This is a genomic window from Acidovorax sp. 106 (genome assembly GCF_003663825.1).
Lineage (GTDB): Bacteria > Pseudomonadota > Gammaproteobacteria > Burkholderiales > Burkholderiaceae_C > Acidovorax.
The window spans coordinates 3,575,014-3,597,613 of record NZ_RCCC01000001.1 but is presented as its reverse complement, the minus strand read 5'-3'; the positions used below and the strand labels follow the sequence as shown (position 1 = coordinate 3,597,613).

Below are 22,600 nucleotides of genomic sequence, written 5' to 3'. Positions count from 1 at the left end.
AACGGGCGGCCCCGTTCAATAACCCCTTCGACCCAACTGCCCATGTCTTCCACCCCTCACCCTGTGAGCCCTCGCCCCGCCCGGTATTCCGGCGTCGCCATCCTGCTGCACTGGGTGCTTGGCATTGCACTGATTGCCATCTTCGGTCTGGGCCTGTACATGACCGGCTTGCCCTTCTCGCCCCAGCGCCTGAAGCTCTACAACTGGCACAAATGGGCCGGGGTGACCATTCTGGCCCTGTCGCTGCTGCGCCTCGTGTGGCGCGCCACCCATCGCCCCCCCGCACTGCCACGCGCCATGGAGCAGGCCATGCCCAGTTGGCAAAAAATGGCCCACCATGCCACTCACCATCTGCTGTATCTGCTGTTCTTTGCCGTGCCGTTGATCGGCTGGGCCTATAGCTCGGCCGCAGGGTTTCCCATCGTGTTCCTGGGCCTTTGGCAACTGCCTGACTTTGTGCCCGTAAGCAAGGAACTGGCAGAAGCCATCAAGCCCTGGCACGAGATCTCAGCGTTTGCCATGGCGGGCCTCGTGCTGCTGCATGTCGCTGCCGCCCTCAAGCACCAGATCATTGACCGCGACGGTCTGCTGCAGCGCATGCTGCCCGGCCCACGCTGAGCCCCCACACCCCTGCAGCCCCACTGCGCTGCTCACCTTTTCCGCACCAAGGAGTTTTCATGAAGATTGCAAGCATCGTGTCCGCCATCACCCTGGGCACCGCCTTGTTGACACCCACCGCCTGGGCCCAGCAAAAACTGGACACCGCCCGCAGCGAAGTCCAATTCACAGCCCGCCAGATGGGTGTGCCCCTGGACGGCCAGTTCAAGAAATTTGACGCCCAGGTTGCCTTCGACCCCGCCAAGCTGGCCACCAGCAAGATCACCTTCACCGTGGACACCGGCAGCGCCACCCTGGGCTCGAAAGAGACGGACGCTGAACTGCCCAAGGCCGTGTGGTTCAACGTGCCGAAGTTCCCGCAGGCCACCTTTGAATCGAGCAGCATCAAGGCCCTGGGCGGCGGCAAGTTTGAAGTGGCTGGCAAGCTCACCATCAAGGGCAATGCGGTCAACGTAGTGGCCCCCGTCACGCTCACCCAAAACGGTGCAGTGACCACAGCCACCGGCACTCTGCCCATCAAACGCCTCGCATTCAAGATTGGCGAAAACGAATGGGCTGACACCTCCATGGTGGCCGACGACGTTCAAGTCAAGTTCAAGCTGGCGCTGACCGGCGTGGCCAAGCTCTGAGGCGCAAGCGCCTTTAGAGCCGTCCTTTTCTCTCCCTGCGATCTTTTCTTTCAACCTCTGGTTTTTTAGGAGCCTTTCATGCGCAAATCCCTCTTCGCCCTGGCCGCCGTCGCCGCTTTGTTTGCCGGTGCTGCACAGGCCGAATCCGCCAACTACGCGATCGATCCCACCCACACCTTTGTGACGTTCGAGATCAACCACTTCGGCGCCTCGGTCAACCGCGCCCGCTTCGACAAGAAGGAAGGTTCTGTGCAACTGGACCGCGCCGGCAAGAGCGGCAAGGTAGAGATCACTTTTGACGCAACCTCCATCAGCTCCGGCACCCCCGCATTCGACAAGCACCTGCAAAGCGCTGACCTGTTCAACGCAGCCGCCCACCCCACCATCAAATTCGTCTCTGACAAGTTCAGTTTCAAAGGCGACAACGTGAGCGAAGTGACTGGCCAGCTGACCCTTCTGGGCAAGACAGCCCCCATCACACTGAAGGCCAACCAATTCGCCTGCTACCAAAGCCCCATGCTCAAGCGCGAAGTGTGCGGCGGCGACTTCGAGGCCACCATCGACCGCACCCAGTGGGGCATGAACTACGGCGTGGATTGGGGCTTTGCCAAGAACGTGCGCCTGGTCGTGCAAGTGGAAGCCGTGAAGCAGTAATTCACGCCCCAGCATTCATCCGAAGCCACCGCTGCGCACGCCGCAGCGGTGGCTTTTTTACGCCTACCGCTTCTCTGAAATTATTTTTAAGTAAATTAATTATGAATAGTAGAATTTGATCCACATTCAGGAGACGCCAGATGACCGCCCCCAGCACCCCAGCGCCAACCACCGCCTTGCCCCCACCAGCCGCCGTCCAGCAGCTGCACCACTACGCCTACAAGGCCCGTGATGCCGAGGAAACCCGCCACTTCTACGAAGACATCCTGGGCCTGCCGCTGTACCACATCATCCAAAGCGACTACGTGCCCAGCACGGGCGAGTACTGCCCCTACACGCACTTCTTCTTTCGCCTGCAGGACGGCTCGTTCATCGCGTTCTTTGACCTTGGTGACGATGTCAAGCCTGACCCCTCGCCCAATACCCCTTTGTGGGTGAACCACATCGCCTTTCGAGTTAACACCGTGCAGGAGCTGGAGAACACCAAGGCCCGCCTGCAAGCCCACGGCATCGAAGTGCTGGGCGTAACCGACCACCATATTTTCAAAAGCATTTACTTCTTCGACCCCAACGGCATCCGCCTGGAACTGGCGGCGCAGGTAGCCAACGAAGAGCAGATGGCCAAGGACAGCACCGTGGCACATGCCCGATTGAACGAGTGGACTGCCCGCAAGGAGCAATGGCGCAAGGAGAGAGCGGAAGGCAAGGCGGCGGTGCCGTTGAAGCCGCAGCAGAACGACCGACCGGAGTTTGTGCAAGGCTGACTTTCGAAATTGGCATGGGGAGCGCGCAAAGTCCTATCGAGACAGCAAATTCACAATGATTCACAATCCAACGATCACGAACCATTTACCAAACTGCCCATGCCACCTACCGCCAACCCTTTCGCCTTACCGATCCGAGTTATTCTTTGGACCACCTGCCTGCTTGCAGCGCTGGCAGGCTGCGGCGGTGGCTCCAACACCTCACTGTTGCCTGTCGATCCGCTGAAGGTAGACACCAGCTACGGCGTGGAAGGCACGGCAAAAATGCGCTTGCCCGCACCGTCTGCAGCAGCGCTCCAGCCTGATGGCAAACTGCTGCTCGCGGGATCACGACAAACAGGGTCACTCCCGGCAGGGAACTATGGTGGCGCGCCTGCGCAGGAAGTTTATGTACGCCGGCTAACAACGAACGGAGCCCTAGACCCTAGCTTTGGGAACAATGGAGAGGTGAAGTTCAACGTCAAAGGCAGCGACTCACTTGGGGATATCAAACTGCAAAAGAACGGGCGCATCGTCGTTGCAGTGCTCGCAGGGGAGCCATGCGTAGTCACCATTCTCAGTATCTCTGCCCCGTGCGTAACTGCTTCTGGAACCTCTGCGGTGCGCAGCAGCAACCTGGTGGCCTTGACGCCAGATGGTGTGCTGGACAAAACTTTCGGTCAAAACGGAGTGGCGGAAACAGGTGCGAGCCAGAACCCACAGCGCCTCTCGCTGGCTGTGAAAAGCGATCAAAGTCTTCTTTTGCTGCGATCTACAGGGATCGCCCGTTTCCAAATCTACGGACGCAGCCTGGACCGTTTCTCGGCTAACGGCACCCCGGAAGCATCCCCCCCACAACCGACCTCACCAGAGGCTTGTGAAGCCAGCGGTGAGTCGTTGCTGGTTCAAAACAATGGGCGCATTGTTTCAGCAGGGGGGCAAGGCTATGTGACGTATGCTGAGCCTGCCGCGCACCCTGGTGTATGCGTTGCGACACATGACCTCCAGTCAGGTTTACAAACATCGGGCGCATGGACCCGTTTTGGCGGTAACTACACCTTTTTAGGACTGATACCGACTACGGATGACGGGTTCTCTGCCGTGGGTACAAGCTGTGCGCTCAAAAATTGCCAGTTAGGCGTCGCACGTTATGGATTGGACGGAGCAATCCTGACCTCGTACGGCCAACAAGGCATAGCGCGCATGTCCATTCCCGAAAATACATACCTTGCATCTGCACTGTCCCTGCCCGATCACAGCCTGATGGTTCTTGCGAGCAAGCTTGTCTACGACGCGGACTTCAGCAACCCCAGAGTCGGCGGTGTCTGGATGCGCATGGGCCCCAATGGAGAACCCATCACGGAGTTCGGCACGCAAGGCATACTGAGCACAGCACTGTCCACCATTGCCCCCATTCAATTCCTGCCAGATGCTCAAGGCCGATGGCTAGTGGTCAACGTGGACCGAGACCCTGCGGCCACTAACACGGACAACGATACCGTTTTGATTCAACGCGTGGTGGGGCACAGCAAGCCCTGACTTGAAGGTTCTTGCCATTCAGGTTCCGCTCACAGGTACTAGTCTGCACTCGCCATTTTCCCAATCCATTGAGAAAAAACTTTGAGAACGGGCGATTGCAACGGCGTAGGACTGACCAAGTAATACCCCCGCTCCCCCCGCAGCGGGCGGTTGCATGCCACCACCAAGTCACCGCTGGCCAACTCGGCCTCGATCAGCATGGGTGGCATGAGCGCCACGCCCATGCCGTGGGTGGCGGCCACGGCGAGCATAGAGAACAGTTCATAGCGCGGGCCGTCTAAGGCGCGGGGCGCGTCCACTGCCATCGCATCGAACCACTGCCGCCAGGCATAAGGGCGTGTGCTTTGTTGCAGCAAGGGCAAGTCGGCCAGTGCCGCTGCGGCTACAGGCTGGTGGGCGCGGCCCCGCCCCCTGGGCGCGGCAGATTCGAGCAGGCGCGGACTGCACACGGGCACGACCTCTTCGTGCATCAGCAACTGCGCCTGCACACCAGGCCAATTGGCCACCTGCTCGGGTGTGCCTGCGTACAGCGCGGCATCAAACGTGGTGTCAGCAAACAAAAAAGGCCGCGTCTGCGTGTCAATGTGGACCACGATGTCGGGATGCACCTGGGCCAGCTGCGGCAAGCGCGGGATGAGCCAACGCGTGGCAAACGTAGGAACCGCAGCAAGCGAAATAGTGCCACCCTCGCCCTGGTGCGCCATCACATCGAGCGTGTCGCGCTCCAGCCCCTGCAGCCAGCGCGCCACCTGGCGGCCGTAGTGCGCGCCCGCAGTCGTCAGCACCACGCCGTGGCGTGTGCGGCGAAAGAGCTGCACGCCCAAAAATTCCTCCAACGCCTGGATCTGGCGCGAAACGGCGCTTTGGGTGAGCGACAGCTCCTGCGCGGCGCGGGTGTAGCTTTCGTGGCGGGCGGCGACTTCAAAACAGGCCAGGGCCTGGGTCGATGGAATGTTGCGGCGCATGATGAACAGGAATTTGTGAAGAGGCAACCACCCCTTGATTCTGGTTGCGGCAAGTATTCCATACATTCCATAAACGCATGTCTGGATGAAAAGAACTCGCTTGCGGGGCGCCACGCCACAACCTACGATGCACCCCAGACCCGTTTCTTTTCACGCTTTTTTCGACTTGGAGATACACATGGCCCACGCCGCTTTTCAATGGGATGACCCTTTCCTGCTCAGCCAGCAACTGACCGACGACGAGCGTGCCATCCAGGCCGCCGCCGCCGCCTACTGCCAGAACAAGCTGGCCCCCCGCGTGCTCGACGCCTTCCGCCACGAAAAGATGGACGTGAGCATCTTCCGCGAGATGGGCGAAGTGGGCCTGCTGGGCCCCACCATCCCTGAGCAGTACGGCGGCCCCGGCCTGTCGTACGTGGCCTACGGCCTGATCGCTCGCGAGGTCGAGCGCGTGGATTCGGGCTACCGCTCGATGGCCAGCGTGCAGTCGTCGCTGGTGATGGTGCCCATCCATGAATTCGGCACTGAAGCGCAAAAGCAGAAGTACCTGCCCAAGCTCGCCACCGGCGAGTGGATCGGCTGCTTTGGCCTGACCGAGCCCGACCACGGCTCCGACCCAGGCAGCATGGCCACGCGCGCCTACAAGGTCGATGGCGGCTACAAGCTCAAGGGCAGCAAGATGTGGATCACCAACAGCCCCGTGGCCGACGTGTTCGTGGTCTGGGCCAAGGAAGTGTCCGAAGGCGGTGCCGTAGGCCCGATTCGCGGCTTTGTGCTGGAGAAGGGCTGGAAGGGCCTGACCGCTCCTGCCATCCACGGCAAGGTGGGCCTGCGCGCCTCCATCACCGGCGAGATCGTGATGGACGATGTGTTCGTGCCCGAAGAAAACGCCTTCCCTGAAGTGCAGGGCCTCAAGGGCCCCTTCACCTGCCTGAACAGCGCCCGCTACGGCATCGCCTGGGGCGCGCTGGGTGCGGCCGAGTTCTGCTGGCACACCGCCCGCCAGTACACGCTGGACCGTAAACAATTCGGCCGCCCCCTGGCCGCCAACCAGCTCATCCAGAAAAAGCTGGCCGACATGCAGACCGAGATCGCCATCGGCCTGCAGGCCTGCCTGCAGTTTGGCCGCATGAAGGACGCCGGCACCGCCAGCCTGGAAGGCACCTCCATCATCAAGCGCAACAGCTGCGGCAAGGCCTTGGACATCGCCCGCCTGGCCCGCGACATGATGGGCGGCAACGGCATCAGCGACGAGTTTGGCGTGGCGCGCCATCTGGTGAACCTGGAAGTGGTGAACACCTACGAAGGCACGCACGATGTGCATGCGCTGATTCTGGGCCGCGCCCAGACGGGTATCGCGGCGTTCGCCAACTGAGGCCCGGCCTCTCTGCTGCCCACTGCGGCAGTGAGAACTCCCCTCGCCCCTCGCGGGAGAGGGGCCGGGGGAGAGGGGGTAGCGGCGCATACGTTGTAACTGATCGCCCCCTCGCCCCCACCCTCTCCCGCGAGGGGAGAGGGAGTTAAACGGTGCCCTCCTACGCGAATTTCAAGTGTTTTAGGCCTCTAGCGCTTGATAGAAAAGCGCTAGCAGCTATCAATTTAATAGTCCCCCATGACCACCCCCTCCCCTAACGCTGGCGCCCTCGCAGGCATCAAGGTGCTCGACCTCTCCCGCGTGCTCGCAGGCCCCTGGTGTACGCAGATCCTGGCCGACCTGGGTGCGGATGTGGTGAAGGTGGAGCGCCCCGGCGTGGGCGACGACACACGCCAGTGGGGCCCGCCCTTCTTGAAGGACGCTGAGGGCAACGACACGAACCAGGCCAGCTACTACACGGCCTGCAATCGCAACAAGCGTTCCGTCACCATCGATATGGCCTCGCCCGACGGGCAGGCGCTCATCCGGCAGATGGCGCAAGAGGCCGACATCGTGGTGGAGAACTTCAAGGTCGGCGGCCTCAAGCAATACGGCCTGGACCACGAGAGCCTGCGCGCGCTCAACCCGCGCCTCATCTACTGCTCCGTCACCGGCTTCGGGCAAGACGGGCCCTATGCCGAGCGCGCGGGCTACGACCTGATGGTGCAGGCCATGACGGGCCTCATGAGCATCACCGGCCAGGCCGACAGCCAGCCCGGCGGCGGCCCGATGCGCGTGGGTGTGGCCGTCATTGACCTGTTCACCGGCCTGTACGCCAGCAATGCCATCCTGGCCGCGCTGCATGTGCGCGACAACGCCACCAATGGCACAGGCCAGGGCCAACACATCGACATGGCGCTGCTCGACGTGGGCATGGCCGTGCTGGCCAACCAGGCCTCGGGCTTCCTCGCCACCGGCAAGGCGCCTGGCCGCATGGGCAACAGCCACCCGAGCCTCGCGCCCTACCAGGACTTTGCGACCGCCGACGGCAACATGCTGCTGGCCATCGGCAACGACGGGCAGTTCCAGCGCTTTTGCGCCGCCGCAGGCCAGCCCCAGTGGGCCAGCGACCCGCGCTATGCCACCAACACGCTGCGCGTGCAAAACCGCACCGTACTGATCCCCGCCATGGAGGCCGTGACGCGCACACGCACCACGGCCGACTGGATCGCCCTGCTGGAAGACAAGGCCGTGCCCTGCGGCCCCATCAACACGATTGCCCAAGCGTTTGACGACGCGCAAGTGCAGGCGCGCGGCCTGGCCGTATCGTTGCCACGGTGGAAGGACGGCGAGACAGGCGATGGCGTGCAACAGATCACCGGTGTGGCCAGCCCGCTGCGCCTGTCGGCCACGCCTCCTGTGTTGCGCAATGCGCCTCCGGCCCTGGGCCAGCACACCGACGAGGTGCTGCGTGAGCTGGGACTGGACGACGCGCGCATTGCAGCGCTGCGGGCCGCCAAAGCCATTTGACCTCTTCCGCTTCAACGCTTGACGGCTTGAGGCAACGCCAACGCTCAAGTCGACTCATCCCACCCAGCGGCGCTGCCACAGCGCCCGCCAAGTGGTGTGGGCCAGCTTGACACCCCAGGGCGCACAGGCGCCCTTTGCTGCGATTCCACGCGCCAGCCTGTGCTGCCCGCCACCTATAACAAGGAGACAACACCATGATCCGTCGCACCGCCCTGTCCCTGGGCGTCCTCGCACTCACTTGCACAGCTACCGTTGTCGGCACCACTGCCCACGCCCAAACAGCGTGGCCCACCAAGCCGATTCGCCTGCTGGTGCCCTTTGCCGCAGGGGGCACCACAGACCTGATCGCCCGCGTCATCGCCGAGCCCCTGGGCCGCGAGTTGGGCCAGCCCGTGGTGGTGGAAAACCGCGGTGGTGGCGGCGGCAGCATTGGCGCCGCAGAAACCGCGCGCGCCACACCAGACGGCTACAACCTGGGCGTGGCCACCGTGTCCACCACCGCCACCAACCCGGCCATCAACCCCAAGATTCCGTACAACGTGGCCACCGATTTCACGCCTATCGTGAACATCGCCGCCACGCCCAACGTGATCGCGGCCTACCCCAAGCTGCCGTTTCAGGACTACAAGGGCATGCTGGCCGCGGTGAAGAGGGAGCCTGGCAAATACTCGTACGCATCGCCCGGCAACGGCAGCATCACCCACCTGATGATGGAGATGTACAAGCTGGGCACCCAAACCTTCATGGTGCACGTGCCCTACCGGGGGTCTGGCCCCGCACTGACCGATGCAGTGGCAGGCCAGGTGCCGCTGATTTTTGACAACCTGCCCTCTGCCCTGCCCTTCATCAAGGAAAAGCGCTTGGTGGCCCTGGTGGTGGCGGCGCCGCAGCGCGTGCCCGCTCTGCCCGACGTACCCACCTTCAAGGAAGTGGGCCTGGAGCAGGTGAACCGCATGGCTTACTACGGCGTAGTAGGCCCCAAGGGCCTGCCCAAAGACATCGTGGACAAAGTGAACGCCGCCGTGCGCAAAGTGGTGCAAGACCCGGCCATCCGCAAACGCATTGAGGAGACCGGCTCCATCATCATGGCCGACACCCCGGACGCCTTTGCCAAGCAAATGCGCGAAGAACTGGCTGTGTACAAAGACGTGGTGGCCAAGCAAAAGCTGACCATGGACTGAGCCCCGCGCACAGGAAATACCTCTCAAAGCCCCGCCTGTGCGGGGCTTTTTCATAGACCAGCTACGGCACACCGCAGTACCCTCCCGCGATCACGGCACACACCACCGTCTTTTTGTTTAGCGCATCGCAAAACTCCTCAAAATTTCAATAACTATGATATTGATGATATTTTTGCTAAACTGCGGGACACGCCGAGCCGGTGCTTAACGACTGCGCGGCCTTTCCATGACCCAACCGGGCTCCGTGTCCACAGAAGGATGTTCGCCATGAAACTCAGCGTCAAGCTCCCACTCGCATTCATGGCTGCACTGATGCTGCTCATGATGGCCGCGCTGTTCGGCATCCAGCAACTCAACCAAGCACTGAACGTGTACGAAACCACGGTGGCCCACAACTACGAGCACGAGCGGCGTGCCGCCACCATGCTGCAAGACTTCAAGGTGCAGGTGCAAGAGTGGAAGAACGTGCTGCTGCGCGGCAAGGACGCCGCCCAACGCGACCGTTACTGGGCGGCCTTTCAAAAGCAGGAAAAAGCCGTGGCCCAGGCCGCCAGCCAGTTGCAAAGCGACCTGCCCAGTGGCCCGGCGCTGGACAAAGTGCGGGCCTTCAGCCAAGCGCACGAACGCATGGGTGCGGCCTACCGCAAGGGCTACGAGGCCTTTCAGGCCGCAGACAACGATGCCCAGGCGGGCGACAAAGCCGTGCAGGGCATGGACCGGGAACCCTCGCAACTGCTGGACCAGGCGGGCGACCTGATTGCCCAGGCCAGCGCCGACGTGGCCAAATCGGCCGGTCAGCGGGCCAACCAGGCCAACACCATCAGCCTGCTGGTGATGCTGGTGGTGTGCGCGGCCAGCGTGGTGGGTGCACTGGCGTTCAGCCGCTCGGTGGTGCGCCCCATTGGGCAGGCGGTGCAGGTGTCACAGGCTGTGGCCAAGGGCGACCTGACGGCAGCCAACCCATCGCGCGGCAAGGATGAGATCGCGCAATTGCTCAACGCCCTGCACGATATGCAAGGCAGCCTGGCCCAGGTGGTGCAGCGTGTGCGCACCAACGCCCACAGCGTGGCTGGGGCCAGCACCGAAATTGCCATGGGCAACAACGACCTGTCCATGCGTACCGAGCAGCAAGCCAGCGCGCTGGAGGAAACCTCGGCCTCCATGGAGGAACTCAACTCCACCGTGCAGGCCAACGCCGACAACGCGCGCCAGGCCAGCCAGCTGGCGGTGAATGCATCGTCCGTAGCGGTGCAAGGCGGCAACGTGGTGGCCGAGGTGGTCAGCACCATGCGTGGCATCAACGACAGCAGCAAGAAGATTGCCGACATCATTGGCGTGATTGACGGCATCGCCTTCCAAACCAACATTCTGGCCCTGAACGCGGCCGTGGAAGCCGCCCGCGCGGGCGAGCAAGGCCGGGGCTTTGCAGTGGTGGCCAGCGAGGTGCGCAATCTGGCCCAGCGCAGCGCCCAGGCCGCCAAAGAGATCAAGGGGCTCATCCACACCAGCGTGGAGCGGGTGGAGCAAGGCTCGGCACTGGTCGATCAGGCGGGCACCACCATGACCGAGGTGGTGGCCTCGATTCGCCGCGTGACGGACATCGTGGCCGAGATCAGTGCCGCCAGCAGCGAGCAAAGCCAGGGCGTGAGCCAGGTGGGCGAGGCCATCACCCAGATGGACCAGGTCACCCAGCAGAACGCCGCCTTGGTCGAAGAAAGCGCTGCCGCAGCCGACAGCCTCAGGCTGCAGGCACAGCAACTGGTGGAGGCGGTGGCGGTGTTCCGCCTGTCAGCGTGCGATGCCGACGCGCACGCACTGGCAGGCACCACAGGCAACCTGCGGTTGGCCGGGGGCTGACCACACGCTGCAACCACAGTATCCCGGGGCCGTCATGGCGGCCTCTGGATCCGTCACCCATGAGTTTCATGGCTTCGGCTGCAGAGCCGCCCTGGACCATGAAAGCTATTTCACATTAAGGCAACTCACAAAATAGCACCTGGCTGCTCCCCGCGTTCGTACACCACATGGGCGCGGCCCACGATCAAAGGGTCAAGGGCCCCCAGGCGTGCCAAGTCTTTCGCGGCATAGGGCAGCTTGTGCAGCACGTAGCGCATCGCGTTCAGGCGTGCGCGCTTTTTGCAGTCGCTCTTGATCACCGTCCAGGGCGCGTCGGCCGTGTCGGTGTCGCAAAACATGGCTTCTTTGGCCCGGGTGTAGTCGTCCCATTTATCGAGCGATGCGGTGTCGATGGGGCTGAGCTTCCACTGCTTGAGCGGGTGCGCCTCGCGCTCCTTGAAGCGGCGGCGCTGCTCCTTTTGGCTGACCGAGAACCAGAACTTGATCACATGCACGCCGCTGCGCACCAGGTGGCGCTCAAACTCGGGCGCCTGGCGCATGAATTCGGCGTACTCGGCATCCGAGCAAAAACCCATCACACGCTCCACCCCGGCGCGGTTGTACCAGCTGCGGTCAAACATCACGATCTCGCCCTGCGTGGGCAAGTGCTGCACGTAGCGCTGGAAGTACCACTGACCGCGCTCGGTCTCGGTGGGTTTTTGCAGCGCCACCACGCGCGCGCCACGGGGGTTGAGGTGCTCCATAAAGCGCTTGATGGCGCCGCCCTTGCCCGCAGCGTCTCGGCCCTCGAACAAGATCACCACGCGCTGGCCTGTCTCCTTGACCCAGGCCTGGAGCTTGAGCAACTCCACTTGCAGGCGGAATTTTTCGCGCTCATAGGTGGAACGGCGCAGCAGGTTGCGGTAAGGGTAGGCCCCCCGGCGCCACTCGCGGGCCAGCTCCTCGTCGGGGTTCACACCGTCGGCATCCTGATCGCCGTTGGCCCCCGTGCCCGCGTGCTGGCGCAGGGCTTCATGCAGCGCCTCCAGGTCATCTTGCGATGCACCCTCCAGCAGCGCCCGCAGGCTGGCAATGCGCTGCGGGGTGGATTGGGTGGCGTCATCGCTGCTGAGCAAGGACAACACCGCCGCCGTCTGCTGCCCCTGCGCGGCCTGCACCGCTTGCTGCGCCACGTGCCGGGCCAAAGTGCCAGACTGCAAGCTGGGCGACACATCCCCACGGGCCACGGTGCGCACCGTGCGTGGCGAGGCCTTCACAGCGCCCCCTGCAGCACCCGCCACAGCGGGTGCGCGGCGGCGCGAGGCAGTCGCAGCGCCCCCAGCAGGGCTGGGAGCGCTGAGGGAAGAGACAGGGGTGGCGGGCGCGCGGCGTTGGGTCATGGCAAGGTCTCCGGTGGGGGGCGCCCACGCATGCAGCGTTGCAGGCTACGCTGGCGTGCATGGGCATCGACAAAGGCTCTCCCCAGGCCGCTGAAGCAGGCCTCACGGTACACCTGGGGGTACGTCACAAAATCGTCAAAAGCACCATTCTTGCGCGCAGGGCCCACAGCGGTTTGACAGACATCAAGACGGTTTGCAATATCCGGCAGCGCCCTGGCCAGCCACTTCGCCGAGGCGGCCATCCGCTGAGAATCCAAATAAAAATACACTTCAGCGCTTGATACACCAGCGCTAGCAGCTATATTTTTAATAGCAAATCAATCACTGACTGTCTGGCTCCACCAGGGCGCTCAGATTGTCCAGCGTGGCCAGGCAGGCCTGGGCCACTTCAACGCCCTTCTTCACGAAGTGCTCGCGGTAAAAGCGCAGATGGTCCTCGTGCTCGTGAAAGTCGCGGGGGGTGAGAACGGCAGACAACACGGGCACTTCGGTGTCCAGTTGCACACGCATCATCCCGTCGATCACGGCAGAGGTCACAAACTCGTGGCGGTAGATGCCACCGTTCACCACCAGCGCGCAAGCCACGATGGCGTCGTAGCGCCCGCTGCGCGCCAGCTTTTTGGCCAGCAGCGGTATCTCGAAGGCTCCAGGCACCTCGTAGTGCACCACCTGGCTGGGCGACAAGCCACTGCGAGCGAACTCTGCCACCGCAGCATCGCGGGCCTGGTGAACGATGTCCCGATGCCAGTTGGCGCAGAGAATGGCCACGCGCTCGTTGCGGGGCACTGCGCTGGTGCGGCCCAACTCGGCGTTGGCGGCTGCGGCATGGGAGTGGAAGGACTGATTCATGGACTTATCTCGTTGCGAAGAAAGGGTTACCAGAATCAGGGCGCGCGAACAAGGGCACCCGTGCCACAAAAGGCACCCGCGCACAGCACCACGCACATTGCGCAGCCCACCTGCTCTGCCACAACAAGGGACAGCAAGCCAGCCGCCGCTACACGCGCAGCACCACACACAGGCACCCCACTGAACGGGAGGCCCATGGTTTCGCGATCTCTTTCATCCGGACTGTGACCGTCGGCTCTGGCATCGCACCAGATCTGCTGACCCTGCGGGGTGGTTCTTCCACAAGAAGGAACGGCCCTGCAGGCGCTCGCGGGCTCCTGCAACCTTGTGAGGCCACAGATACCGCCGGTGGGGAATTTCACCCCGCCCTGAGAACGCTGCCGGGCGTGAAAAAGCTCCAAGCCCGACGCAAGCGATTCTAGGTCCGCCCAGGCGTGCAGTGATAGGCAGCTGCTTTGCCCGCTCTGGCAGTGCGATTCTCAGGGGCTAAGTTCCAGGGGCTGCGTGGTCAAGCGCTGCTGTGCATGCCTTACCGGGGCCGCTCAAAGCCGCCCTCGGCCCAGGCGGCAGCACTGGCAACCGTGAGCTTGAAGGTGGGCGGCACACGCACGCGCCCCAGCTCTTCCCCCAGTTCGTCCTGCGCGCTCAAGGTGGCCGTGGCGCCCTCCTCGTCCGGCACGATGGCCAGGGCCACCCGCAGGCGCTGGCCTTGCACGGTGATGTGCACACTCTTGTTGAGCTGGGCATGCAACTGCTGCTCGTGGCGGCGAATCACCTCGCTGGCGGTTTTGACCAGGGTATTGAAAGCCGACACATCCAGGGGCTTGGGGTTCTTCTTGTCGCGCCCCATGGTCCACGGGCCCACCAGGGCGGGCTCGGCCTCACCCTGCAGGGTCATCGCCACGGCCCAACCGTCGTCGTCTTCATTTTTGACGACACGCGCCGTCCAGCGGCCGTCGCTCCAAAGGCGTGGTTCCTGAATAGCGTCGGTCGTGTCGTGGGTGTCTTGCATGGGCGGGGCGAAAAAAGCCAAGGAGGCGAAGAAGGGGCGCAGAGCATAACGGCTCGGGGCGCCTTGCACTGAAAGCTGCGATTCAGAGCCACCTCGCAGGGCCATTGCCCCGTGAGGCGCAGCGCTGGCCTGCAGCCATCAACCTGTTTTTCAATAACTGTTCGTTATGGATCGGGGCGATCAAAAACCGTCCATTGGACGACTGGCCGCCTCGCGCAGCACGTCCATGAAGGCCTGCGCGGCCGGTGTCGGCGGCTCGCCCAGCCGGGTGATCAGGCCGTAGTCGGGCATGCGGTCCGGCAGCTCCACCGGGATGCGGGCCAGCAGGCCTTTGTTCACGTATTTTTCGACCAGCGCAGCGGGCTGCAGCGACAGCATGTCGGTGGCGTGCATCAACTCCAGTGCAAATAAAAAAGAAGGCGTCTCCACCACCCCGGAGGTGGGCGCCAGCCCGGCGCTGCCAAAGATATCGTCAGACACCTTGCGCACGGCGGTAGAGGCGGGGTACAGAATCCAGGGCCAGTGGGCCAGCTCGGTCAAGGCCAGGTCCACCGTGCCGCGCAAAGGGTGGTGCAGCCCGGCCACCACCTGCAGTGGCTCGGCAGACAAACGCTCGTAATGGAACTGGCTGCGCTGCGCATCTTCGGTGAAGCGACCAATCATCAGGTCGATCTTGCGCTCTGCCAGCCATAGCACCAACTGGTCGCTGCTCTGCTCCAGAATTTTGAGCACCAGCAAAGGTCGCAAACGCTGGATTTCAGCCACAGACGCCACCAGCAAATGGGCCGCGGAGCCGGTGATGGCGCCAATCGATAAGTGGCCATGCCCGCCTTGCTTGAGGGCATTGAACTCGTCCACAAACTGGCGCTGGCCGTCGAGCACAGCGCTGGCGTAGCGCAGGGTAAAAAGCCCCAGTTCGTTGGGCCGCATGCCGCGAGACAAGCGGTCGAACAAACGAGCCTCCAGGATCTCCTCTATGTCCATGAGGATCTTGGTGGCCGCAGGCTGGGTAACGTGCATCTGCTCGGCTGTCAAACGCAGGTTGCGGGTGCGCCCGAGGATGTCCAGAAACTGCAAATGCCGAAACCGCAGCCGCGCACAGGCCTGCGCCAAAGACAAGGGTTTACCCGGAAAAATGTCTGCACCCATAACCATTTGGAATGGATCGTAGCAAAAAATTCAGTAGACCCATACAGGGGCCAGACCTACCCTTCGGCCTGCGTCACTGACGGGCCTACAAAGGAACCGCAGGGCGTGGGCGGCACACCTGCCGCGACACAGCCATACCAACGGAGACAGACATGAAGTTCAAATCCCTCGCCCTGGCCGCCACGGTGCTGGCCGCTTTGGCCGCCCCGGTGTCCGCGCAAATCAAAGAGCATGTGTTCAAGGTAGGCATCGGCCTGAGCGAAGACCACCCCCAGGCACTGGCGGTCAAGCACTTTGCCGAAAGGCTCCAAGCCAAGAGCGGCGGCAAGATGAACGCCAAGCTGTTTGCCAGCGGCTCACTGGGCAACGACGTGAGCATGACATCGGCCTTGCGTGGCGGCACGCTGGAGATGACGGTGCCGGATTCCTCCACGCTGATGTCGCTGATCAAACCCTTTGGCGTGCTGAACCTGCCGCTCACCTTCAACAACGAGCAAGAAGCCGACGCCGTGCTGGATGGCCCCTTCGGCCAGAAGCTGCTGGCCATGCTGCCCGACAAGGGCCTCATCGGCCTGGGCTACTGGGAGAACGGCTTTCGCCACGTGACCAACTCGCGACGCCCTATCAACAAAGCGGATGATCTGGCAGGCCTGAAACTGCGCGTAATCCAGAGCCCCCTGTTCCTGGACACCTTCAACGCACTGGGCACCAATGCCACGCCCATGCCGTTTACCGAGCTGTACACCGCCATGGAGCAAGCTGCCGTGGACGGGCAGGAGAACCCACCGGCCACCATCCTGGCCAGCAAGTTCTACGAAGTGCAAAAGCACCTGGTGCTGTCGCGCCACATATACAGCGCGTGGGTGCTGCTGATGTCCAAGAAGACCTGGGATGGCCTGTCGGCCGAAGAGCAAAAGATCGTGCAGGAGGCCGCACGCGAAGCCACGCTGTTTGAGCGCAAGACCATCCGCGCCTTCAGCGAAACTGCGCTGGGCGAACTGAAGAAGGCAGGCATGCAGATCACCGAGCTGCCTGCCGCAGAGCAGGCCAAGCTGCGCACCAAACTGCAGCCAGTGTTGACCAAATACGGGCGTGAGTTTGGAGAGGCAACGACCAGCGAACTGATGGGCGAACTGGCCAAAGCGCGCGGCACCCCCGCCAAGTAAACCTGTATCACCACTTGAACCGCGCGGTGTGATGCCGCGCGTGGGCCAACGCCGCCAACCCCTCATACCTGCGCCACTGGTAGCCCCATGCAAAAGACACCTCGCCGCCCCTTTCGCTCCCGCGACTGGTTTGCCGACCCTGCGCGCTCGGACATGACTGCGCTGTACCTAGAGCGGTTCATGAACTATGGACTCACACCCGAAGAACTGCGCTCAGGCCGCCCCATCATCGGCATCGCACAAACAGGCAGTGACTTGTCGCCCTGCAACCGCATCCATGTCGATCTGGCACGCCGTGTGCGCGAGGGCATCCGCGACGCAGGGGGCATTCCCATGGAATTCCCCGTGCATCCCATTTTTGAGAACTGCCGTCGCCCCACTGCGGCACTGGACCGCAACCTGGCCTACCTGGGCCTGGTAGAGACGCTGTACGGCTACCCCATCGACGCCGTGGTGCTGACCACGGGCTGCGACAAAACGACCCCTGCGGGCGTGATGGCGGCCAGCACAGTGGACATTCCGGCGATCGTGCTCTCCGGCGGCCCCATGCTGGACGGCTGGCACAACGGTGAGTTGGTGGGCTCAGGCACCGTCATCTGGCGCAGCCGCCGCCAGTTGGCCGCTGGTGAGATTGACGAAGAGGAATTTTTGCAACGCGCCTGCAGCAGTGCGCCCTCTGCCGGGCACTGCAACACCATGGGCACGGCATCGACCATGAACGCCGTGGCCGAAGCCCTGGGCCTGTCGCTGCCCGGCTGCGCGGCCATTCCGGCGCCTTACCGAGAGCGGGGCCAGATGGCCTATGAAACCGGGCGCCGCATCGTCGAGATGGCCTATGAAGACCTGCGCCCCTCCCGCATCCTGACGCGCGAGAGCTTTCTCAACGCGCTGTCGGTGGTGAGCGTGGCCGGGGGATCAAGCAACGCACAGGTGCACATCATGGCCATGGCGCGCCACGCTGGCGTGGTGCTAGAAGCCAAGGACTGGACCGAACACGCCTACGACCTGCCTCTGCTGCTGAACATGCAGCCCGCAGGCCAGTTCCTGGGCGAGCGCTTTTTCCGCGCCGGTGGGGTGCCCGCACTGATGTGGGAGTTGCAGCAAGCCGGGCGCCTGCACAACGACTGCGCCAGCGTGACGGGCCGCACAGTGGGCGACAACCTGCAAGGCCGCGAAACCCGCGACCGCGAGGTGATTCGCCCATTTGATCGGCCGTTGCTGCAAAAGGCAGGCTTCCTGGTGCTCAGCGGCAACCTGTTTGACTTTGGTATTTTGAAGACCTCGGTGATCTCCGAGGCCTTCCGCGCCCGCTACCTGAGCCGCCCAGGCCAGGAGGGCACTTTTGAAGCCCGCGCCGTGGTGTTTGAAGGCGCGGACGACTACCACGCCCGCATCAACGACCCCGCACTGAACATCGACGAAGGCTGCATTCTGGTGATGCGCGGCGCGGGGCCCATTGGCTGGCCGGGATCGGCCGAAGTGGTCAACATGCAGCCGCCCGATGCACTGATCCAGCGCGGCATCAACACCCTGCCCACCCTGGGCGATGGTCGACAGTCCGGCACGGCCGATAGCCCCTCCATCCTGAACGTATCGCCAGAGAGTGCCGTGGGCGGAGGCCTAAGCTGGCTGCAAAGCGGCGACACCATCCGCATTGACCTGAACACGGGCCGCTGCAATGCGCTGGTGGTGCCCGAAGAGATCGCACGCCGCCGCCGCGAGCTACCCGCGCCCCCGATCCCCAAGAGCCAGTCTCCGTGGGAAGCGCTTTACCGCGAAAAGACGGGCCAACTGGTGGATGGCGCGACGCTGGACTTCGCGCTGCAGTTCCAGCGCATCTCTGAAAACACCCCACGCCACAACCACTGAGCCCGGCCCTGCAGCGCGCCACCACGGCACCACGCCGACCATGGCGTGCGTTGCGCAAGCTGCAGCCGGGCAACTTAAAGGACATTCCATGACCCCCACAACAGCGGCCACTAAGGCCGGTGCGGACAAGCACGCCCCTGCCTCAGCCCACCCAAGCCCATCCACCGCCCAGGTGCTGCCCACAGACGGCCTGCAAGGCGCCTTGGTGGGCCGTGTGTGGGCCCCCGGAGCCATCCCCGGGCCCGCCGTGGTCGCACTGCGGCCCGAAGGTGTGTTCGACCTGACCGAACACTACCCCACCATGAGCACCCTGCTGGACCAAGCCCAACCCGCACAGGCGGTGCAAGGCACGCAGGGCCAGTGGTTGTGCAGTGTGGAAGACCTCATTCAGAACAGCCTGCCCGGCCAACGCAACGCAGGCGCGCCATGGCTGTTGGCACCCTGCGATCTGCAGGTGGTCAAAGCCGCTGGCGTCACCTTTGCCGCGAGCCTGATTGAGCGGGTGATCGAGGAACAGGCACGGGGCGACGCCAGCCGCGCACAGGGGCTCAGAAGCCAGGTGATCGGGCTGATTGGCGAGAGCCTGGCCGACATCCACCCCGGCTCGCCCCAAGCCATGGCGCTGAAAGCGCTGCTGCAGGAAAAAGGCCTGTGGTCGCAGTACCTGGAGGTAGGCATTGGTCCCGACGCGGAAGTGTTCACCAAGGCGCCCGTGCTGGCCTCAGTGGGCTGCGGCCAGGACATCGGCATACGCGCCGATTCGGCCTGGAACAACCCCGAGCCCGAGGTGGTGCTGGCAGTGAATGGACGCGGTGACATCGTGGGCGCCACGCTGGGCAACGACGTGAACCTGCGCGACATCGAAGGCCGCAGCGCGCTGCTGCTGGGCAAAGCCAAGGACAACAACGCATCGTGCGCATTGGGGCCATTCATCCGCCTGTTCGATGCGGGTTTTGGCCTGGACCAGGTGCGCAACGAAACCGTGCACTTGCGCGTGGCCGGGGTGGACGGCTTTGAGCTGCGTGGCATCAACACCATGGCCAGCATCAGCCGCGACCCGGCCGACCTGGTGGCGCAGACGCTGGCGGCACACCAGTACCCCGACGGGTTCATGCTGTTTCTCGGCACGCTGTTTGCACCCATTGAAGACCGCGACCAGCCGGGCAGCGGCTTCACCCACAAACTGGGCGACGTGGTCACCATCCACAGCGCATGGCTGGGCGGCCTGCACAACCGCGTGACGCACAGTGAAACGGCAGCGCCCTGGCAGTTTGGTCTGCGCGCTTTCATCAACAACCTGGCACAGCGCGGCCTGTTGCGCAACGCCCGCTTGTGAGTCGGCATCACGCGCCTCCAACCCCCAATGAATGGCCCCGCCATCACGGAGACATACGCATGCTGACCTCTTTCATTGACCGGTGCTGCCGCTGCATCAACCTGCTGATCGCCCTGGCCCTTGCGGTGATGGTGCTGCTGGTATTTGGCAACGTGGTGTTGCGCTACGCCTTCAACTCCGGCATTTCGGTCAGCGAAGAGCTGTCGCGCTGGCTGTTCGTGTGGATCACGTTCCTCGGGGCCATCGTGGCGGTCCGCGAGCATGGCCACCTGGGCACCGACATGCTGCTCACCAAGCTACCACCCTTCGTCCAGCGCATCTGCCTGGTGGCCAGCTACGGGCTGATGCTGTTTTGCACCTGGCTGCTGTTCAGCGGGGCCCTGGCCCAGGCGCGCATCAACCTGGATGTGGAGGCGCCGGTGACGGGAGCCTCCATGGCCATCTTCTATGCATCAGGCGTAGTGTTTGCCGTGGCGTCCGGTCTCTTGCTGCTGATGGACCTCTGGCGCCTTCTGTCGGGCCAGATCAGAGACGACGAGCTGGTGCAAGTCACCGAATCGGAAGACCTGGCCTCGGTCGAGGACCTGCACCTCGATCGCACCGGCGCACCCCACAAGTAATCCGCCCAGGAGACCTGCAACATGACTGTTTTCATCTTCCTTGGCTCTCTGCTGGCCGCCATGGCCATTGGCGTGCCCATCGCTTACGCTCTGCTGGTGTCTGGAGCGGCACTGATGTGGCACCTGGACCTGTTTGACGCCCAAATCCTTGCACAGAACGTCATCAACGGGGCGGACTCGTTTCCGCTGCTGGCGGTGCCGTTCTTCATGCTGGCGGGCGAGATCATGAACGTGGGCGGCTTGTCCCAACGCATCGTCAAGCTCGCGCTGACGCTGGTGGGGCACAAGCGCGGCGGGCTGGGGTTTGTGGCCATTTTGGCGGCCTGCATGCTGGCCGCACTGTCGGGCTCTGCCGTGGCCGACACGGCGGCACTGGCGGCCCTGCTGCTGCCCATGATGGTGAAGGCCGGGCACGACAAGGCGCGCGCCGGGGGGCTGATTGCCTCGGCGGGCATCATCGCACCCGTCATCCCGCCGTCCATCGGGTTCGTGGTGTTTGGCGTGGCCGCCAACGTGTCGATCAGCAAGCTGTTTCTAGCGGGCATCGTGCCGGGCTTGATGATGGGGCTGGCCATCGCAGTGGCCTGGTATTGGGTATCGCAGCGCGAGAACATCACACCGCCACCCAAAGCATCCACCGCAGAAATGCTGCAGGCACTCAAGGATTCCACCTGGGCGCTGGTTCTTCCCGTGATAGTGATCGTGGGCTTAAAGATGGGCGTTTTCACACCCACCGAAGCAGCGGCCGTGGCGGCGGTGTACGCCCTGTTGGTGGCCACGCTGGTCTACCGAGAACTGCACTGGCGCGAGCTCACAGCTGTGTTTGTGAGCGCTGCCAAGACCACGGCGGTGATCATGTTCCTGGTGGCTGCAGCCATGGTGAGCGCCTGGCTCATCACGGTGGCCGACATCCCCCGGCAGCTGATTGCGCTACTGCGCCCCTTCATGGACAGCCCTACGCTGCTCATGATCGCCATCATGCTGCTGGTGATGGCCGTGGGCACCGCCATGGACATGACCCCCACCATCCTGATCATGACGCCAGTGCTGATGCCCGTGGTCAAGGCCGCGGGCATCGACCCCGTGTACTTCGGCGTGCTGTTCATCATCAACAACGCCATCGGGCTGATCACGCCCCCCGTGGGCACGGTGCTGAACGTGGTGGCTGGGGTCGGAAAGATGCGGATGGACGAGGTCACCCGGGGCGTCATCCCCTTCATGGCGGCCCAGTTCGCCGTGATGTTTTTGATGGTGCTGTTTCCCTCCATCGTGCTGGTGCCTATGCGCTGGTTCATCGGCTAGGGGCTGCAGCGCTCCCCGCATCTGAGCCCCTCCATCGCCATCACCCTTGCTCCCTCTCCAAAACCATGCCCACCCTTCGACTTGCCAACAAAACCGCTTTTGTCACCGCTGCAGGCCAAGGCATAGGCCGCGCCACCGCCGTCGCTTTTGCGGCCCAGGGCGCACGCGTGATCGCCACCGACATCAATGCCCAAGCGCTCGCCACGCTCCAGGACGACATTGGCTGCGCAGTGCACACCCTGGATGTCACCGACCCACTGGCCATCGCCGCGGTGGCGCAGTCTGCGGGCCCCATCCAGGTGCTGTTTAACGGTGCCGGGTTTGTGCATGCAGGCAGCGTGCTGGACTGCACCGAAGACGAATGGGCGTTTGCGTTCGAGCTGAACGTGCGCTCGCAATTTCGCACCATCAAGGCGTTTCTGCCCGGCATGCTGGCCCAAGGTGGCGGCTCCATCATCAACGTGGCGTCGGTCGCAGGCAGCATCAAAGGGGCGCCCAACCGGTTTGTCTACGGCACCACCAAGGCGGCCATCGTCGGCCTGACCAAATCCGTGGCCGCAGACTTTGTGGCCCAAGGCATTCGCTGCAATGCCATTTGCCCCGGCACCGTGCTGTCGCCCTCGCTGCAAGAGCGCATCAGTGCCCAGGCCCTGGCTACGGGCCAAAGCTTGGCGCAGGTAGAGTCAGGCTTTGTCGAACGCCAGCCCATGGGCCGCCTGGGGCGCGCCGAAGAAATTGCGGCGCTGGCCGTGTACCTCGCCAGCGATGAATCGTCCTTCACCACAGGCACCACCCAGATCATCGACGGCGGTTGGTCCAACTGAACCGACTTACCAAGGAGACATGAA

General features: G+C 63.3%; 20 protein-coding genes and 1 riboswitch. Of the genes, 15 read left to right on the top strand and 5 right to left on the bottom strand.

Annotation, left to right across the window (positions count from 1 at the left end; genetic code table 11):
* Positions 1-42: 42 nt before the first annotated feature.
* From C8C98_RS15980 to C8C98_RS15960, 5 genes are all read left to right on the top strand, one after another.
* Positions 43-618, top strand: a complete 576-nt coding sequence (locus tag C8C98_RS15980; RefSeq protein ID WP_199726603.1) for a cytochrome b — start codon at positions 43-45, stop codon at positions 616-618.
* 59 nt (positions 619-677) lie between these two features.
* Complete coding sequence (locus tag C8C98_RS15975) at positions 678-1,247, top strand: YceI family protein (RefSeq protein WP_121455083.1); 570 nt, start codon at positions 678-680, stop codon at positions 1,245-1,247.
* Between the two features lie 78 nt (positions 1,248-1,325).
* Positions 1,326-1,901 (top strand): YceI family protein, encoded by a 576-nt coding sequence (locus tag C8C98_RS15970; RefSeq protein ID WP_121455082.1) that lies wholly within the window; start codon positions 1,326-1,328, stop codon positions 1,899-1,901.
* A 140-nt stretch (positions 1,902-2,041) separates the two neighbouring features.
* A complete protein-coding gene (locus tag C8C98_RS15965) occupies positions 2,042-2,665 on the top strand; it encodes a VOC family protein (RefSeq protein WP_121455081.1) in 624 nt (207 codons plus the stop codon).
* 99 nt (positions 2,666-2,764) lie between these two features.
* Positions 2,765-4,183 (top strand): delta-60 repeat domain-containing protein, encoded by a 1,419-nt coding sequence (locus C8C98_RS15960; protein ID WP_121455080.1) that lies wholly within the window; start codon positions 2,765-2,767, stop codon positions 4,181-4,183.
* A gap of 38 nt (positions 4,184-4,221) precedes the next feature.
* Here the strand turns inward: C8C98_RS15960 and C8C98_RS15955 are convergent, their stop codons facing one another.
* The gene (locus C8C98_RS15955; RefSeq protein ID WP_121455079.1) at positions 4,222-5,148 is read right to left on the bottom strand and encodes a LysR family transcriptional regulator; all 927 of its coding nucleotides are present in this window, start codon (positions 5,146-5,148) and stop codon (positions 4,222-4,224) included.
* 178 nt (positions 5,149-5,326) lie between these two features.
* On the opposite strand from C8C98_RS15955, the gene C8C98_RS15950 reads away from it, so the two are divergent.
* The 4 genes from C8C98_RS15950 (at position 5,327) to C8C98_RS15935 (ending at position 11,070) form a co-directional block, all read left to right on the top strand.
* The gene (locus C8C98_RS15950) at positions 5,327-6,523 is read left to right on the top strand and encodes an acyl-CoA dehydrogenase (protein ID WP_121455078.1); all 1,197 of its coding nucleotides are present in this window, start codon (positions 5,327-5,329) and stop codon (positions 6,521-6,523) included.
* Between the two features lie 237 nt (positions 6,524-6,760).
* A complete protein-coding gene (locus C8C98_RS15945) occupies positions 6,761-8,032 on the top strand; it encodes a CaiB/BaiF CoA-transferase family protein (protein WP_121455077.1) in 1,272 nt (423 codons plus the stop codon).
* Positions 8,033-8,226: 194 nt separating this feature from the next.
* Positions 8,227-9,213 (top strand): tripartite tricarboxylate transporter substrate binding protein BugE, encoded by a 987-nt coding sequence (locus C8C98_RS15940; RefSeq protein WP_121455076.1) that lies wholly within the window; start codon positions 8,227-8,229, stop codon positions 9,211-9,213.
* Positions 9,214-9,480: 267 nt separating this feature from the next.
* Positions 9,481-11,070, top strand: coding sequence for a methyl-accepting chemotaxis protein (locus C8C98_RS15935; RefSeq protein WP_121456315.1), 1,590 nt, complete (start codon positions 9,481-9,483; stop codon positions 11,068-11,070).
* 125 nt (positions 11,071-11,195) lie between these two features.
* Here C8C98_RS15935 and ppk2 read toward each other — a convergent pair whose 3' ends face one another.
* The 4 genes from ppk2 to C8C98_RS15910 form a co-directional block, all read right to left on the bottom strand.
* Complete coding sequence (gene ppk2 / locus C8C98_RS15930; protein WP_121455075.1) at positions 11,196-12,449, bottom strand: polyphosphate kinase 2; 1,254 nt, start codon at positions 12,447-12,449, stop codon at positions 11,196-11,198.
* 321 nt (positions 12,450-12,770) lie between these two features.
* Entirely contained in the window at positions 12,771-13,298 is a 528-nt protein-coding gene (locus C8C98_RS15920) for a 6,7-dimethyl-8-ribityllumazine synthase (protein WP_121455073.1), read from the bottom strand.
* A gap of 201 nt (positions 13,299-13,499) precedes the next feature.
* Positions 13,500-13,678: riboswitch (FMN riboswitch) on the bottom strand.
* Positions 13,679-13,827: 149 nt separating this feature from the next.
* A complete protein-coding gene (locus C8C98_RS15915; RefSeq protein ID WP_121456314.1) occupies positions 13,828-14,310 on the bottom strand; it encodes a hypothetical protein in 483 nt (160 codons plus the stop codon).
* 180 nt (positions 14,311-14,490) lie between these two features.
* Positions 14,491-15,459 (bottom strand): LysR family transcriptional regulator, encoded by a 969-nt coding sequence (locus C8C98_RS15910; RefSeq protein ID WP_121455072.1) that lies wholly within the window; start codon positions 15,457-15,459, stop codon positions 14,491-14,493.
* Between the two features lie 152 nt (positions 15,460-15,611).
* Here C8C98_RS15910 and C8C98_RS15905 point away from each other — a divergent pair, with 152 nt between their 5' ends.
* The 6 genes from C8C98_RS15905 to C8C98_RS15880 all read left to right on the top strand — a co-directional run bounded on the left by C8C98_RS15905 (position 15,612) and on the right by C8C98_RS15880 (position 22,576).
* Positions 15,612-16,625: a TRAP transporter substrate-binding protein gene (locus C8C98_RS15905; protein WP_121455071.1), complete on the top strand. Its 1,014-nt coding sequence runs from the start codon at positions 15,612-15,614 to the stop codon at positions 16,623-16,625.
* Positions 16,626-16,712: 87 nt separating this feature from the next.
* The gene (locus C8C98_RS15900; protein WP_121455070.1) at positions 16,713-18,494 is read left to right on the top strand and encodes an IlvD/Edd family dehydratase; all 1,782 of its coding nucleotides are present in this window, start codon (positions 16,713-16,715) and stop codon (positions 18,492-18,494) included.
* An 88-nt stretch (positions 18,495-18,582) separates the two neighbouring features.
* Positions 18,583-19,830, top strand: coding sequence for a fumarylacetoacetate hydrolase family protein (locus C8C98_RS15895; RefSeq protein ID WP_233574566.1), 1,248 nt, complete (start codon positions 18,583-18,585; stop codon positions 19,828-19,830).
* A gap of 59 nt (positions 19,831-19,889) precedes the next feature.
* Positions 19,890-20,450: a TRAP transporter small permease gene (locus C8C98_RS15890; RefSeq protein ID WP_121455069.1), complete on the top strand. Its 561-nt coding sequence runs from the start codon at positions 19,890-19,892 to the stop codon at positions 20,448-20,450.
* Positions 20,451-20,471: 21 nt separating this feature from the next.
* Positions 20,472-21,752, top strand: a complete 1,281-nt coding sequence (locus C8C98_RS15885) for a TRAP transporter large permease subunit (RefSeq protein ID WP_121455068.1) — start codon at positions 20,472-20,474, stop codon at positions 21,750-21,752.
* Between the two features lie 65 nt (positions 21,753-21,817).
* Positions 21,818-22,576: an SDR family oxidoreductase gene (locus C8C98_RS15880; protein ID WP_121455067.1), complete on the top strand. Its 759-nt coding sequence runs from the start codon at positions 21,818-21,820 to the stop codon at positions 22,574-22,576.
* The last annotated feature ends 24 nt before the right edge of the window (positions 22,577-22,600 follow it).

Excerpts from the sequence above, each read along its gene's own strand:
- C8C98_RS15980 (WP_199726603.1), top strand. The coding sequence starts at position 43 with ATGTCTTCCACCCCTCACCCTGTGAGCCCTCGCCCCGCCCGGTATTCC.
- C8C98_RS15975 (WP_121455083.1), top strand. The coding sequence starts at position 678 with ATGAAGATTGCAAGCATCGTGTCCGCCATCACCCTGGGCACCGCCTTG.
- C8C98_RS15970 (WP_121455082.1), top strand. The coding sequence starts at position 1,326 with ATGCGCAAATCCCTCTTCGCCCTGGCCGCCGTCGCCGCTTTGTTTGCC.
- C8C98_RS15965 (WP_121455081.1), top strand. The coding sequence starts at position 2,042 with ATGACCGCCCCCAGCACCCCAGCGCCAACCACCGCCTTGCCCCCACCA.
- C8C98_RS15960 (WP_121455080.1), top strand. The coding sequence starts at position 2,765 with ATGCCACCTACCGCCAACCCTTTCGCCTTACCGATCCGAGTTATTCTT.
- C8C98_RS15955 (WP_121455079.1), bottom strand. The coding sequence starts at position 5,148 with ATGCGCCGCAACATTCCATCGACCCAGGCCCTGGCCTGTTTTGAAGTC.
- C8C98_RS15950 (WP_121455078.1), top strand. The coding sequence starts at position 5,327 with ATGGCCCACGCCGCTTTTCAATGGGATGACCCTTTCCTGCTCAGCCAG.
- C8C98_RS15945 (WP_121455077.1), top strand. The coding sequence starts at position 6,761 with ATGACCACCCCCTCCCCTAACGCTGGCGCCCTCGCAGGCATCAAGGTG.
- C8C98_RS15940 (WP_121455076.1), top strand. The coding sequence starts at position 8,227 with ATGATCCGTCGCACCGCCCTGTCCCTGGGCGTCCTCGCACTCACTTGC.
- C8C98_RS15935 (WP_121456315.1), top strand. The coding sequence starts at position 9,481 with ATGAAACTCAGCGTCAAGCTCCCACTCGCATTCATGGCTGCACTGATG.
- ppk2 (WP_121455075.1), bottom strand. The coding sequence starts at position 12,449 with ATGACCCAACGCCGCGCGCCCGCCACCCCTGTCTCTTCCCTCAGCGCT.
- C8C98_RS15920 (WP_121455073.1), bottom strand. The coding sequence starts at position 13,298 with ATGAATCAGTCCTTCCACTCCCATGCCGCAGCCGCCAACGCCGAGTTG.
- C8C98_RS15915 (WP_121456314.1), bottom strand. The coding sequence starts at position 14,310 with ATGCAAGACACCCACGACACGACCGACGCTATTCAGGAACCACGCCTT.
- C8C98_RS15910 (WP_121455072.1), bottom strand. The coding sequence starts at position 15,459 with ATGGGTGCAGACATTTTTCCGGGTAAACCCTTGTCTTTGGCGCAGGCC.
- C8C98_RS15905 (WP_121455071.1), top strand. The coding sequence starts at position 15,612 with ATGAAGTTCAAATCCCTCGCCCTGGCCGCCACGGTGCTGGCCGCTTTG.
- C8C98_RS15900 (WP_121455070.1), top strand. The coding sequence starts at position 16,713 with ATGCAAAAGACACCTCGCCGCCCCTTTCGCTCCCGCGACTGGTTTGCC.
- C8C98_RS15895 (WP_233574566.1), top strand. The coding sequence starts at position 18,583 with ATGACCCCCACAACAGCGGCCACTAAGGCCGGTGCGGACAAGCACGCC.
- C8C98_RS15890 (WP_121455069.1), top strand. The coding sequence starts at position 19,890 with ATGCTGACCTCTTTCATTGACCGGTGCTGCCGCTGCATCAACCTGCTG.
- C8C98_RS15885 (WP_121455068.1), top strand. The coding sequence starts at position 20,472 with ATGACTGTTTTCATCTTCCTTGGCTCTCTGCTGGCCGCCATGGCCATT.
- C8C98_RS15880 (WP_121455067.1), top strand. The coding sequence starts at position 21,818 with ATGCCCACCCTTCGACTTGCCAACAAAACCGCTTTTGTCACCGCTGCA.